12 protein-coding genes are annotated in these 13271 nt (G+C 71.7%); 9 read left to right on the top strand and 3 right to left on the bottom strand.

All coding sequences use genetic code 11. The features are described 5' to 3' along the window. Nucleotides 1-1734 carry a DNA polymerase/3'-5' exonuclease PolX gene (gene polX / locus ACSU6M_RS03760; protein WP_437074999.1) on the bottom strand — a complete coding sequence of 578 codons (1734 nt, stop codon included), beginning with the start codon at nucleotides 1732-1734 and terminating at the stop codon, nucleotides 1-3. Between the two features lie 84 nt (nucleotides 1735-1818). Here polX and ACSU6M_RS03755 point away from each other — a divergent pair, with 84 nt between their 5' ends. From ACSU6M_RS03755 to ACSU6M_RS03730, 6 genes are all read left to right on the top strand, one after another. Beyond that, a complete protein-coding gene (locus ACSU6M_RS03755) occupies nucleotides 1819-2145 on the top strand; it encodes a hypothetical protein (protein WP_437067007.1) in 327 nt (108 codons plus the stop codon). Between the two features lie 367 nt (nucleotides 2146-2512). Further along, nucleotides 2513-3598, top strand: a complete 1086-nt coding sequence (locus tag ACSU6M_RS03750; protein ID WP_437067005.1) for an S-(hydroxymethyl)mycothiol dehydrogenase — start codon at nucleotides 2513-2515, stop codon at nucleotides 3596-3598. Beyond that, nucleotides 3595-4227 carry an MBL fold metallo-hydrolase gene (locus ACSU6M_RS03745; protein ID WP_437067003.1) on the top strand — a complete coding sequence of 211 codons (633 nt, stop codon included), beginning with the start codon at nucleotides 3595-3597 and terminating at the stop codon, nucleotides 4225-4227. Before ACSU6M_RS03750 ends, ACSU6M_RS03745 begins: the two co-directional genes overlap by 4 nt. A gap of 223 nt (nucleotides 4228-4450) precedes the next feature. Further along, the gene (locus tag ACSU6M_RS03740; RefSeq protein ID WP_437067002.1) at nucleotides 4451-4813 is read left to right on the top strand and encodes a bifunctional 3-phenylpropionate/cinnamic acid dioxygenase ferredoxin subunit; all 363 of its coding nucleotides are present in this window, start codon (nucleotides 4451-4453) and stop codon (nucleotides 4811-4813) included. Continuing rightward, on the top strand, nucleotides 4810-5973 hold the full coding sequence (locus tag ACSU6M_RS03735; protein WP_437067000.1) for an NAD(P)/FAD-dependent oxidoreductase: 1164 nt from the start codon (nucleotides 4810-4812) through the stop codon (nucleotides 5971-5973). Before ACSU6M_RS03740 ends, ACSU6M_RS03735 begins: the two co-directional genes overlap by 4 nt. Nucleotides 5974-6011: 38 nt before the next feature. Then, on the top strand, nucleotides 6012-7142 hold the full coding sequence (locus ACSU6M_RS03730) for an aromatic ring-hydroxylating oxygenase subunit alpha (RefSeq protein ID WP_437066998.1): 1131 nt from the start codon (nucleotides 6012-6014) through the stop codon (nucleotides 7140-7142). 1 nt (nucleotide 7143) lies between these two features. On the opposite strand, the gene ACSU6M_RS03725 is transcribed toward ACSU6M_RS03730, so the two are convergent. Next, the gene (locus tag ACSU6M_RS03725) at nucleotides 7144-7941 is read right to left on the bottom strand and encodes an IclR family transcriptional regulator (protein ID WP_437066997.1); all 798 of its coding nucleotides are present in this window, start codon (nucleotides 7939-7941) and stop codon (nucleotides 7144-7146) included. Between the two features lie 150 nt (nucleotides 7942-8091). Here ACSU6M_RS03725 and betA point away from each other — a divergent pair, with 150 nt between their 5' ends. Both betA and ACSU6M_RS03715 read left to right on the top strand, forming a co-directional pair. Continuing rightward, nucleotides 8092-9762 carry a choline dehydrogenase gene (gene betA, locus ACSU6M_RS03720; protein WP_437066996.1) on the top strand — a complete coding sequence of 557 codons (1671 nt, stop codon included), beginning with the start codon at nucleotides 8092-8094 and terminating at the stop codon, nucleotides 9760-9762. Nucleotides 9763-9765: 3 nt separating this feature from the next. Next, the gene (locus tag ACSU6M_RS03715; protein WP_437066994.1) at nucleotides 9766-10602 is read left to right on the top strand and encodes a methylenetetrahydrofolate reductase; all 837 of its coding nucleotides are present in this window, start codon (nucleotides 9766-9768) and stop codon (nucleotides 10600-10602) included. Between the two features lie 118 nt (nucleotides 10603-10720). On the opposite strand, the gene purU is transcribed toward ACSU6M_RS03715, so the two are convergent. Next, nucleotides 10721-11593, bottom strand: a complete 873-nt coding sequence (purU, locus tag ACSU6M_RS03710; protein ID WP_437066993.1) for a formyltetrahydrofolate deformylase — start codon at nucleotides 11591-11593, stop codon at nucleotides 10721-10723. A gap of 197 nt (nucleotides 11594-11790) precedes the next feature. Between purU and ACSU6M_RS03705 the strand changes: the two genes are divergently transcribed. After that, complete coding sequence (locus tag ACSU6M_RS03705) at nucleotides 11791-13260, top strand: aldehyde dehydrogenase family protein (protein ID WP_437074997.1); 1470 nt, start codon at nucleotides 11791-11793, stop codon at nucleotides 13258-13260. Nucleotides 13261-13271: the final 11 nt, after the last annotated feature.

Genomic DNA, 13271 nt, shown 5'->3' with positions numbered 1-13271 from the left:
TCACCCGCCCTTGCGCAGGAAGCGCCGCAAGCGGGTCTCCGGCCAGGTGTTGATCACGTCCTCCTTGGTGAGCCAGCCGCGCTGGGCGGTCCCCACGCCGTAGCGCAGGTTCGCCAGGTGGGGGACGGCGTGGGCGTCGCTGTCGACGGCGAAGCGGACGCCGTGGCGGCGGGCCCGCAGGATGTCCTCGTCGCGCAGGTCCAGCCGGTCGGGGTGGGCGTTGATCTCCAGGGCGGTACCGGTGCGGGCGCACGCGGCGAAGACCTCGTCGAGGTCGGCGTCCAGGGGCGGGCGCCTGCCGAGGATGCGGGTGGTGGGGTGGCCGATGACATGGACGTGCGGGTTCTCGCAGGCCCGCACGAGCCGCCGGGTCTGGGCGTCCCGCGACTGGTTGAAATGGGAGTGCACGGACGCCACGCACACATCGAAACCGGCCAGGAACTCCGCGGGCCAGTCCACGTCGCCGTCCGGGCCGATGTTCAGCTCCACCCCGTGCAGCAGCCGCATGCCGCGCCGCCCCTTGCCGAACCTGCCGTCGAGCTCGCGCACCCGCTCGCGCTGGGCCAGCATCCGTTCCTCGGTCATCTGCTGCATGTACAGGTCGGGCCCGTGGTCGGTGATCGCGTAGTAGGCGTACCCGCGCGCGGCGGCCGCCCGGACCATCTCCTCCAGCGGCGCCAGCCCGTCGGTCAGGTCGGTGTGGGTGTGCAGGTCGCCCCGCAGGTCGGACTCCCGTACCAGGTCGGGGAGTTCGCCGTGCAGGCCGGCCTCGATCTCGCCGCGGTCCTCCCGCAGGGGCGGCGGGATCCACGGCAGTCCGAGCCGCTCGTAGACCTCCTCCTCGGTCCCGGAGACGATCCGCTCCCCGCTCTCGGCGTCGAAGAGGCCGTACTCGGACAGCTTCAGGCCCGCGCGCACCGCCAGCTCGCGGGTGCGGACGTTGTGCGCCTTGGACCCCGTGAAGTACTGCAGGGCCGCGCCCCAGGAGTCGGGCGGTACGACTCTCAGGTCGACGGCGAGACCCTGCACCGTGCGGATCGAGGTCTTCGTCCGGCCGCGGGCGATCACCTCCGTGACGTACGGCAGCCGGGTGAACGCGTCCATCAGCGGTCCGGACCGCTCGGCCGCGGCGAGGACGTCGATGTCGCCGATCGTCTCGCGCACGCGGCGCAGCGAGCCGGCGTAGGCGCAGCGGCGGCAGCCGGTCACCTCGGACAGGTGCCCGAGGATGTCCTCGGCGAGGTCCGTGGCCGCGTCGAGCAGCACCCGGTCGCCGGCGGACCGCAGCAGGTCGACGCCGTGGAGGATGTTCTCCTCGGTCCGGGGGCCGAAGCCCTTCAGATCGCGCAGTCTCTCGGCGTGGATCGCCTCGACCAGCTCCTCGACGGAGGAGATCCCCAGCTCCTCGTAGAGCGCCAGCGCCTTCTTCGGACCCAGCGTGGGGATCGCCGTCAGCCGCCGCACACCGGCCGGGATCCGGGAGCGCAGTTCGTCGACGGCGGCGATGCTGCCGGTGCGCAGGTACTCGGTGACCTTCTCGGCGATGGACCTGCCCACGCCGGGGATCTCCCTGAGTCCCTTGGCGTCGAGCGTGGACACGTCCGCGTGGTGGCCGCCGATCGCCCGCGCGGCCTTCTCGTAGACACGCGCCCGGTACGCCTCGCCGCCGGTGATCGCGATCAGGTCGGCGTACTCCTGCAGCAGCGCCGCGATCTCGTCGTTGGACCGAGCCATGCCGTCCGAGTGGGCCGGATCCGCGTCGCCCATGCACACCGATCCGGCGGGCGCGACGGGCGCGGCGGATCTACGGTGGTCGAAGTGCCGAACCGACTTCAGGAGGCGGCCGAGATGGACGAGCACTACGTCTGGGTGACGACGCGCCGCATTCGGCCGGGCACCCTGCGGGACTTCGAGCAGGCGTGGCGGCCCGACACACACCCCGAGGGCATGCGCCGCGCGTTCGCCTACTGGTCCGAGGACGGCCAGGAGATCACCGGCGTGTCCTTCTGGGACTCCAAGGAGGCGTGCGACGCCTGGCGGACCTCCGACGCCGAGGCCCAGCGGCGGGCCCGCATGGCACCGCATGTGGTGGAGGAGCGGGAAGGCTTCCACCGCGGCCGGGAACTCGCCGTTCCCCAGGACTAGGGGGCGGGATCGCGCCGTTCCCCAGGACTAGGGGGGCGGGATCGCGCCGTTCCCCAGGACCAGTCGGCCGGCAACTCTCCGTTTCCCCAAGACTCGGGGGCCGGGATCTCGCCGTTCGCCAGGACCAGTCGGCCGGCAACTCTCCGTTTCCCCGGGGCCAGGCGGCCGGCAACTCTCCGTTCCCCCCCAGGACCAGAGGGCATCCCGCCGGAACGCCGGGTCCCCCTGGCACCCCTCGCCTCACCCTCTCGCCGGTCGGTCACGGATCCTTGACCGCTGCTGCGCCCTCCGCGATGCTGTGTTGCACAAAGCGAGATGTGTCCCGTGATAGGCAACATCTCGACTCTCTCTCAGCGGAGGAGTGGCCATGGCTCAGCAGGTCCGTGCTGTCGTCGCGCGCAGCAAGGGCGCCCCTGTCGGTCTGGAGACGATCCTGGTGCCCGACCCGGGACCGGGGGAGGCGCTGGTCAAGATCGAGACCTGCGGTGTGTGCCACACCGATCTGCACTACCGCGAGGGCGGTATCGGCGACGACTTCCCCTTCCTGCTCGGTCATGAGGCGGCGGGCATCGTCGAGGCGGTCGGCGACGGCGTCACCGAGGTGGCGCCCGGCGACTTCGTCATCCTCAACTGGCGTGCGGTGTGCGGCCAGTGCCGCGCCTGTCTGCGCGGCCGCCCCTGGTACTGCTTCGCCACCCACAACGCCAAGCAGAAGATGACCCTGGCCGACGGCACCGAACTGTCGCCCGCGCTGGGCATCGGCGCCTTCGCCGAGAAGACCCTGGTGGCCGCCGGGCAGTGCACCAAGGTCGACCCGGCCGCCTCCGCGGCCGCCGTCGGACTGCTCGGCTGCGGTGTGATGGCGGGCATCGGCGCCGCCCTCAACACCGGCCAGGTGGGCCGCGGGGACACCGTCGCCGTGATCGGCTGCGGAGGCGTGGGCGGCGCGGCGGTCATCGGTTCGAAACTGGCGGGCGCGGCCAAGGTCATCGCCGTCGACATCGACGACCGCAAACTGGCCACCGCCGAACGGCTCGGCGCGACCCACACCGTCAACTCCAAGGAGACCGACCCCGTCGACGCGATCCGCGAACTGACCGGCGGATTCGGCGCGGACGTCGTCATCGAGGCCGTCGGCCGCCCGGAGACCTACCGCCAGGCCTTCTACGCCCGCGACCTCGCCGGCACCGTGGTCCTGGTCGGCGTGCCCACCCCGGAGATGAAGCTGGAACTGCCGCTGCTCGACGTCTTCGGACGGGGCGGGGCGCTGAAGTCCTCCTGGTACGGCGACTGTCTGCCCTCGCGCGACTTCCCGATGCTCGTCGACCTCTATCTCCAGGGCCGGCTCGACCTGGACGCCTTCGTCACCGAGACCATCCCGCTGGACGACGTCGAGAAGGCATTCGAGCGCATGCACCACGGGGACGTCCTGCGCTCGGTGGTGGTGCTGTGAGCGCCGCGCGCGTCGAACGGCTCGTCACCTCCGGGCAGTTCAGCCTCGACGGCGGCACCTGGGACGTCGACAACAACGTGTGGATCGTCGGCGACGACCACGAGGTGATCGTCGTCGACGCCGCCCACGACGCCGAGGCCATCGCCGCGGCCGTCGCGGGCCGCCGGGTCACCGCGATCGTGTGCACCCACGCCCACAACGACCACATCGACGCCGCGCCCGCCCTCGCCGAGGCCACCGGAGCCCCGGTGCTGCTGCACCCCGACGACCTGCCGCTGTGGAAGCAGACCCACCCGGACCGCGCGCCCGACGCCGAACTGGCCGACGGGCAGCGGATCGTGGTCGCGGACGTGGAGCTGACCGTGCTGCACACACCGGGCCACGCGCCCGGTGCCGTCTGTCTGCACGCCCCCGCGCTCGGCGCCCTGTTCAGCGGGGACACGCTGTTCGCCGGCGGGCCGGGGGCGACCGGACGGTCGTACAGCGACTTCCCCACGATCGTGGACTCGATCCGCACCCGCCTGCTGACGCTGCCCGGCGACACCGTCGTGCACACCGGTCACGGGGACACCACCACCATCGGCGCCGAGGCGCCGCACCTCCAGGACTGGATCGACCGCGGCTTCTGACCGCCGCCCGCCCGGCCCCGCCGCAGGCGCTGTCCGACGACCGCGCCCGCGGCGGGGCCGTCATGTCGTTTCCGCTGCTCAGCCCCGGTTTCCGGGGCTCCTTCGGCATGCCTCGGAAACCCGTCGCGCAGGGGCCTTCTGACGCCTTGACAAGGGTTCTCGGGCGCCCCCAGACTGGCGTTGCGCTTACCGCAATCCGTTTCGCTATACGCACCGAGGTGTCATGATGATTCCCGCGTGCCGTCTCGCGGATCTGCCCCGAGGCGAGGCCATCCGGCTGGACATCGAGCCGCCGGTTTCCGTGTTCCACACCGACGACGGCGAGCTCTACGCGATCGACGACACCTGCACCCACCAGGACGCCTCGCTCGCCGACGGCTGGCTGGAGGGCTGCGAGGTCGAATGCCCCTTGCACGCCTCGACGTTCGACCTGCGCACCGGAGCGGTGGACGCCCCGCCGGCCAGGCTCCCGGTGCGCACCCACGAGGTCGTCGTCGAGGACGGCACGGTCTACGTCCGCCTGTCGGCCGAGGCCCCCAACCTGCCGCCCTGCGGGGCCGCCCGACTGGTCGGAGGCCCCGCGTGAGGACCGTCGCCGTGGTGGGCGCCTCGCTGGCCGGGCTGTCGGCCGCGCGCTCGCTGCGGCAGCAGGGCTACGACGGCCGGCTGGTCGTCGTCGGCGACGAACCCCATCGCCCGTACGACCGGCCGCCGCTGTCCAAGGAGTTCCTCGCCGGCACCCTCGGCGAGGCGGACCTCGCCCTGGAGGCGGAGGAGGAGGATCTGCGGGCGGAGTGGCTGCTCGGGGTCCGGGCCACCGGCCTCGACCGCACCCGGCGGGCGGTCCTGCTCGCCGACGGCCGGGAACTGCCCGCCGACGGCGTGGTCGTCGCGACCGGGGCCGCCGCCCGCACCCTGCCCGGCACCGAGGGACTGGCCGGCGTGCACACCCTGCGCACCCTGGACGACGCCCGCGCCCTGCGCGAGGATCTGGCCCGCGGCGGGCGGCTGGTGGTGATCGGCGGCGGGTTCGTCGGAGCCGAGGTCGCCTCCACCGCGTACACCCTCGGCCTGGACGTCACGATCGTCGAGGCCGCGCCCGTCCCGCTGGCCGGGCCGCTCGGCGCGGACATGGGCGCCGTCGTCTCCGCCCTCCACGCGGACCACGGCGTACGGCTGCTCTGCGGGGTCGGCGTGAAGGGGCTCGGCGGCGAGCACCGCGTCGAGGCCGTGCTGCTGGAGGACGGGCGCACCCTCCCCGCCGACACCGTCGTCGTCGGCGTGGGCGCGGTCCCCTGCGTCGACTGGCTGCGCGGCTCCGGCGTCGCCCTCGGCAACGGGGTGACGTGCGGCGCCGACGGCCGCACCAGCCTCGCCGGGGTGGTCGCCGTCGGCGACTGCGCCGACTGGTACGACCCGGCCACCGGCGGCCACCGGCGCGTCGAGCACTGGACCGGCGCGAAGGAGCGGCCCGCCATCGCCGTGGCCACCCTGCTCGCCCACGGCGCGCGGGAGGCGGGCACGCCCCGGCCGCCGTACTTCTGGTCCGACCAGTACGGAGTGCGGATCCAGTTCGTCGGGCACGCCGCCGGGGCCGACAGCGTGACGGTCGAGGAGGGTGCCACCGACGACCGCAGTTTCCTCGCCGTCTACCGGCGGGCCGGCGCGCCCGTCGCCGTGCTCGGGATGGACCAGCCGCGTCTGTTCACCCGTTGGCGCAAGCGGTTCGCCACGGTCGGTTCCTGACCTCTCCCCCTCTCCCGACGTCTCCCGAGGAGTGCAGCGTGACCTCGACCTCCCTGCCGGACAGCCTGATCGCCACCCTCCCCGGCTCCTCCTACACGGACCCGGCCGTCTTCGCCCAGGAGCAGGAGCGCATCTTCGAGGCGATGTGGTTCTGCGTCGCCCGCGCCTCCGACCTCCCGAGGCCCGGCGCGTTCCGCACCGTCGACGTGGGCCGCGAGAGCATCCTGGTCACCCGCGCCCGGGACCACTCGATCCGCGCGTACTTCAACGTCTGCCGGCATCGCGGCGCCAAGCTGTGCACCGAGGAGACCGGCGAGGTCAAGCGCGCCTTCCAGTGCCCGTACCACGCCTGGACCTACGACCTGAACGGCAAGCTGGTCGCCGCGCCCAACCTCACCAAGATGCCCGACGTCGGCCGCACCGAGTACGGGCTGGTGAGCGTCGCCGTGCGGGAATGGCTCGGCTATGTGTGGGTGTGCCTGGCGGAGAACCCCCCGTCCTTCGAGGAGGACGTGATCGGCGCGGTGGTCGAGCGGCTGGGCGACGTGGAGTCGATCGAGCACTACGACATCGACCACCTCGCGGTGGGCCGGCGGATCGTCTACGACGTGAAGGCCAACTGGAAGCTCATCATCGAGAACTTCATGGAGTGCTACCACTGCGCCACGATCCACCCCGAACTCACCGAAGTGCTCCCGGAGTTCGCCGACGGCTACGCCGCCCAGTACTACGTGGGCCACGGCGCCGAGTTCGGCGAGGAGATCCAGGGCTTCACCGTCGACGGCAGCGAGGGCCTGGACCGCATCCCCGGCGTCGCCGAGGAGCAGGACCGGCGCTACTACGCGATCACCGTCAAGCCGCAGGTCTTCATCAACCTCGTGCCCGACCACGTCATCTTCCACCGGATGTACCCGGTGGCCGTGGACCGCACGGTCGTCGAGTGCGACTGGCTGTACCTGCCGCACGTCGTCGACAGCGGCAAGGACGTCAGCCGCTCGGTGGAGCTCTTCGACCGGGTCAACCGGCAGGACTTCGACGCCTGTGAGCGCACCCAGCCCGGCATGAGCTCCCGCCTCTACGCCAAGGGCGGGGTGCTGGTGCCCAGCGAGCACCACATCGGCGCCTTCCACGAGTGGGTGAACGAGCGCCTGGGCACCGCCCAGGGGTGACTCAGCCCAGGTAGCCCATCCGGTGGCTGATCTCCTGCGCGCCCTTGACCAGGACCGGGGCCAGCTCGTGCATGCGCTCCTCGGTGAAGCGGTAGGCGGGCCCGGAGGCGCTGATCGCGGCGACGACCTCGCCGTCGCGGTCGCGGACCGGTGCCGCCATGGCGTGCAGGCCGATCTCCAGTTCCTCCAGCGTCCAGGCGTAGCCGCGCTCGCGGGCCAGCTCCAGGTTCTTCTCCAGCTTGGACTTCGCGGTGATGGTGTGGGGGGTCAGTTTCTTCAGGCCGGACTCGCTCAGCAGCGCGGAGCGCTCCTTGGCGGGCAGATGGGCCAGCATGATCTTGCCGCTCGACGTGGCGTGCAGCGGGGTCAGCTGGCCCACCCAGTTGTGCGCGGTGACGGCGGCCCGGCCGCGCACCTGGTAGAGGTTGATCGCGTAGTGCTCCTGCCGCACCGCGATGTTCACCGTCTCGCCGATCTCCTCGGCGAGGCGCTCGCACACCGGGCGTCCCTGCTGGGTGATGTCGATGCGCCCCGTGACCGCACCCGCCAGACGGACGATGCCGAAGCCGAGCCGGTACTTGCCGCGCTCGCCGGCCTGCTCCACCAGGCCGCGCGCCTCCAGGGCGCCGAGCAGGCGGAACGCGGTCGACTTGTGGACGTCGATCTCGGCGGCGACCTCGCTGACGCCCGCCTCGCCGCGCTGGGCCAGGATCTCCAGCACGCTGATGGCGCGGTCGACGGACTGCACACCCCCGGATGGCGAGCCGTTCGTTCCGGTATCCGGACTGTAGTTGCTCATAGCGGAACTATACTCGCAGTAAACAACACCGCCCACATGACGCGCCGCACATCTCGGCGCTTCAAGTTGCGTTGTTCGCAACCTGGTGCGTATAGCGCTACCCGTATTAGCATGCCCGGCGTATCGACGGCGCGAGCGAGACGAGGCCCCATGGCTCACGTGCAGTACGACTTCGTCATCGTCGGCGGCGGATCGGCCGGTTGCGCACTGGCGAACCGGCTCTCGGCCGACCCCGGAAACCGCGTGCTCGTCCTGGAGGCGGGGCGCTCCGACTACCCGTGGGACGTCTTCATCCACATGCCCGCGGCGCTGACCTACCCGATAGGCAGCCGCTTCTACGACTGGAAGTACGAGTCCGAGCCCGAGCCCCACATGGGCGGCCGCCGCATCTACCACGCCCGCGGCAAGGTCCTCGGCGGCTCCAGCAGCATCAACGGCATGATCTTCCAGCGCGGCAACCCCATGGACTACGAGCGCTGGGCCGCCGATCCCGGCATGGACACCTGGGACTACGCGCACTGCCTGCCGTACTTCCGGCGGATGGAGAACTGTCTGGCGGCCGACCCGGACGACGAGTTCCGCGGCCACGACGGCCCCCTCGTCCTCGAGCGCGGCCCCGCCACCAACCCCCTGTTCACCGCCTTCCTCCAGGCCACCCAGGAGGCCGGTTACGCCCCGACGGACGACGTCAACGGCTACCGCCAGGAGGGCTTCGCCAAGTTCGACCGCAACGTCCACCGCGGGCGCCGCCTGTCGGCCTCCAGGGCCTATCTCAAGCCCGCGATGAAGCGGCCCAACCTCACCGTGCGCACCCGGTCCTTCGTCACCCGGGTGCTGTTCGAGGGCAAGCGCGCCGTCGGCGTCGAGTACCGGCGCGGCCGCGGCGCCCCGCAGCAGGTGCGGGCGGGCGAGGTCATCCTGTGTGGCGGCGCCATCAACTCCCCGCAGCTGCTCCAGCTCTCCGGCGTCGGCAACGCCGCCGAGCTCTCCGCCCTCGGCATCGACGTCGTCCACGACCTGCCGGGCGTCGGCGAGAACATGCAGGACCACCTGGAGGTGTACGTCCAGTACGCCTGCCGGCAGCCGGTCTCCATGCAGCCGTACATGGCGAAGTGGCGCGCCCCCTTCATCGGGCTCCAGTGGCTGATGAGGAAGGGCCCCGCCGCCACCAACCACTTCGAGGCCGGCGGCTTCGCCCGCAGCAACGAGGACGTGGACTACCCCAACCTGATGTTCCACTTCCTGCCGGTCGCGGTCCGCTACGACGGCTCCTCGCCGGCCGGCGGCCACGGCTACCAGGTCCATGTGGGCCCCATGTACTCGGACGCGATCGGCTCGGTGAAGATCAAGAGCCGGGACCCGCGGGTGCACCCCGCCCTGCGCTTCAACTACCTCTCCACCGAGCAGGACCGCCGCGAATGGGTCGAGGCCGTCCGCGTCGCCCGGAACATCCTCAACCAGCCCGCGCTCGCCCCGTACAACGGCGGCGAGATCTCGCCCGGACCCTCCGTGGAGAGCGACGAGGAGATCCTGGCCTGGGTCGCCAGGGAGGGCGAGACCGCGCTGCACCCCTCCTGCACCTGCAAGATGGGCACCGACGACATGTCCGTCGTGGACCCGCTGAGCATGAAGGTGCACGGCATGGAGGGGCTGCGGGTGGTGGACGCGTCGGTGATGCCCTACGTCACCAACGGCAACATCTACGCGCCCGTGATGATGGTCGCCGAGAAGGCCGCCGACCTCATCCTCGGCAAGGAGCCGCTCGCGCCCTCCCGGGCCGCCTACTACCGGCACCGCGACGCCCAGAAGCAGGCCGGGTAGCGCGTGGCCGCCGAGGTGCTGCGGGCGCTGCTCGACCGCGTCCGCTACGAGGTGCTGCCGGCCGGTCCCACCGAGGACAAGGTCCTCGCCCATGTCCCGCGCGACGTCGTGGTCACGGTCACGGCGTCGCCGGTCAAGGGCCTGGAGCCGACGCTCGCCCTGGCCGAGCGGCTCACCGCCCACGGTTTCCGGGTGGTCCCTCATGTGCCCGCGCGGCTGCTGCGGGACGACGCCCACCTCAAGGACGTCGCCGAACGGCTGCGCGCGGCGGGCGTGGACGACGTGTTCGTGCCCGCGGGGGACGCCGACCCGCCGGCCGGGCCGTACGAGGGCGCCCTGCCGGTACTGCGCCGGCTCGACGAACTCGGCCGCCCCTTCGCCCGGATGGGCATCACCGGCTATCCGGAGAGCCATCCGCTGCTGCACGACGACATCACCGTCCAGGCGATGTGGGACAAGCGGGCGCACGCCGCGTACATCGTCAGCAACCTCTGCTTCGACCCCCGCGCGCTCGGGGAGTGGGTCGCCCGGATCCGGCACCGGGGTGTCACGCTGCCGGTGCACGTGGGCGTCGCGGGGCCGGTGCAGCGGGCCAGGCTGCTGGCCGTGGCGACGAAGATCGGGGTGGGGGAGTCGACGCGGTTCCTCACCCGGCATCCCTCGTGGTTCCTCCGGTTCGCGACGCCGGGCGGCTACGCCCCCGAGCGGCTGCTGACCCGCTCGGCGCAGGCGCTGACGGCACCCTCGGCGGGGGTGGCGGGCCTGCATCTGTTCACCTTCAACCAGGTGGCGCAGACGGAGCGCTGGCGACGGGAGCTGCTGGACCGGCTCGGTCCGTAAGGGGTGTCTCCGGCGTCGTGTACGACAGGCGGGGCCGGGGTCGAACGGACGGGCGGGGCCGCAGTCGTACGACGGGCGGGGCCGGAGTCGGTCGACTCCGGCCCCGCCCGGACCGTGCTCAGCGGAAGACCACCGTGCGGTTGCCGTCCACCATCACCCGGCTCTCGGTGTGCCACTTCACCGCGCGGGCCAGCACCTGGGCCTCCACGTCACGGCCGACGGTGACGAGTTCGTCGGCGTCCAGGGAGTGGTCCACCCGGACCACGTCCTGCTCGATGATCTGCCCCTCGTCCAGGTCCGGCGTCACATAGTGCGCCGTCGCCCCGACCAGCTTGACCCCGCGCGCGTGCGCCTGCTGATAGGGCTTGGCGCCCTTGAAGCTCGGCAGGAAGGAGTGGTGGATGTTGATGGCGCGGCCCTCCAGCTCCTTGCACAGGTCGTCGGAGAGGACCTGCATGTAGCGGGCCAGCACCACGAGGTCGACGTCCAGTTCGCGGACCAGCTCCAGCAGCCGCGCCTCGGCCTCGGGCTTGGTGTCCCTGCTCACCGGGATGTGGTGGAAGGGGATGCCGTAGGACTCGGCGAGGGGTGCGAAGTCGCGGTGGTTGGAGACGATCGCCGGGATCTCGAGGTTCAGGGCGCCGGTACGGCAGCGGAAGAGCAGGTCGTTCAGGCAGTGGCCGAACCGGGACACCATGATCAGTGTGCGGGCCGGCGTGGCCGCGTCCCGCAGCGTCCAGGACATGTGGTGGGCCTCGGCCACCGGCCCGAAGCGGTCACGCAGATGGTGCAGCGTGATGTCCGGGTCCGACACCTCGAAGTGGACCCGCATGAAGAAGCGGTCCTGAAGACGGTCGTCGAACTGCTGGCTCTGCAGGATGTTGCCCGAGTTCCTGACCAGGAAGCCGCTCACGGCATGGACCAGTCCGGACTGGTCCGGGCAGGAGAAGGTGAGGACGTACTCGTCGCCGGGCTGCGGTCGAGGGGACATACGGGGGCCTCCCGTTGGTGCGTATCGCACAACACGATGGGCTATACGCAACATGGTTGGGTCGGCGCGGCTGCCGGTCAACCCTGCGCCCGTAATTACGACGGGACCCCTTGACGTATGTCGGCCGTTCGGCCAGGGTTCCCCCACAAGCAATTCGATGCGCGATGCGCAACGACATCGGGTCGGAGGGCTCCGCCGTGGCAGACCTGTATGTGGACGGACAGTGGCGCGCGTCCGTGGCCGGAGGCCATCGGGAGATCCGCTGCCCCGCCGACGGCACACCGGTCGCGACCGTGTCCGAGGGGACGCGCGCCGACACCGAGGCCGCGATCGCCGCGGCCCGCCGGGCCTTCGACGAGGGCCCCTGGCCGCACACCCCCGAGCGCGAGCGGGGCGCGCTGCTGCTGCGCACCGCCGACGCGATCGAGCGGGACGCCAAGGAGTTCGCCCGCGCCGAGTCCCTCGACACCGGCAAGCGGCTGGTGGAGAGCGAGTACGACATCGCCGACGTCGTCTCCTGCCTCCGCTACTACGGCGGCATCGCCGGCACCAGCGCCGGACGGGTGGTGGACACCGGCCGCGCCGACGCCGTCAGCCATGTGCGGTACGAGCCGGTCGGTGTGTGCGGGCTGATCACACCGTGGAACTACCCGCTGTTGCAAGCCTCCTGGAAAGTCGCCCCGGCCCTGCTCGCGGGCAACACGGTCGTCCTCAAGCCCAGCGAACTCACGCCCTCCACCTCCGTCCTGCTGATGCGGGCCCTGCACGAGGCCGGGCTCCCGGCGGGCGCGGCCAACCTCGTCCTGGGCGCCGGCGCCGAGGTGGGCGCACCGCTCGCCGAGCACCCGGACGTCGACCTGGTCTCCTTCACCGGGGGCCTGGCGACCGGCCGCCGCGTCATGGCCGCCGCGTCGGCGACGGTGAAGAAGGTCGCGCTGGAACTGGGCGGCAAGAACCCCAACGTGGTCTTCGCGGACGCCGACTTCGACACCGCGGTCGACTTCGCCCTCACCGCCGTCTTCCTGCACTCCGGCCAGGTCTGCTCCGCGGGCGCCCGGCTGATCGTCGAGGACGGCCTGCACGACGCCTTCGTGGACGAGCTCGTACGCCGGGCCCGGCTCATCCGCCTCGGCGGGCCGTTCGACCCCGACGCGGACACCGGCCCGCTGATCTCCGCGCAGCACCGGGAGAAGGTCGAGGAGTACGTCGCCGCGGGGCTCGCCGAGGGCGCCGTACTGCGCTGCGGCGGTGAGCGTCCCCGCGATACCGCGCTGGCGAACGGCTTCTACTACCCGCCCACCGTCCTCGACGAGTGCCGGCAGGACATGCGCGTGGTCCACGAGGAGTCCTTCGGGCCCGTCCTGACCGTGGAGCGCTTCACCGACGAGGACGACGCCGTCCGCATCGCCAACGACACCGAGTACGGACTGGCCGGCGCCGTCTGGACGCAGGACGCGGGCCGGGCCCAGCGGGTCGCCCGGCGGCTGCGCCACGGCACGGTCTGGATCAACGACTACCACCCCTATGTGCCGCAGGCGGAGTGGGGTGGGTTCGGGCACTCGGGGGTGGGCCGGGAGCTGGGACCGACCGGCCTCGACGAGTACCGAGAGCCCAAGCACGTCTGGCAGAACATCCAACCCCGGCCGCAGCACTGGTTCCGCGGCTGAACGCCGAAAAG

Origin of the sequence: Streptomyces sp. enrichment culture (genome assembly GCF_964272895.1) — a bacterium.
Taxonomy (GTDB): Bacteria; Actinomycetota; Actinomycetes; order Streptomycetales; family Streptomycetaceae; genus Streptomyces.
The sequence above is the reverse complement of the archived record's forward strand: the minus strand, read 5'-3'. Positions and strand labels throughout refer to the sequence as shown.

Excerpts from the sequence above, each read along its gene's own strand:
- polX (WP_437074999.1), bottom strand. The coding sequence starts at position 1,734 with ATGGCTCGGTCCAACGACGAGATCGCGGCGCTGCTGCAGGAGTACGCC.
- ACSU6M_RS03725 (WP_437066997.1), bottom strand. The coding sequence starts at position 7,941 with ATGAGCAACTACAGTCCGGATACCGGAACGAACGGCTCGCCATCCGGG.
- betA (WP_437066996.1), top strand. The coding sequence starts at position 8,092 with ATGGCTCACGTGCAGTACGACTTCGTCATCGTCGGCGGCGGATCGGCC.
- ACSU6M_RS03740 (WP_437067002.1), top strand. The coding sequence starts at position 4,451 with ATGATGATTCCCGCGTGCCGTCTCGCGGATCTGCCCCGAGGCGAGGCC.
- purU (WP_437066993.1), bottom strand. The coding sequence starts at position 11,593 with ATGTCCCCTCGACCGCAGCCCGGCGACGAGTACGTCCTCACCTTCTCC.
- ACSU6M_RS03750 (WP_437067005.1), top strand. The coding sequence starts at position 2,513 with ATGGCTCAGCAGGTCCGTGCTGTCGTCGCGCGCAGCAAGGGCGCCCCT.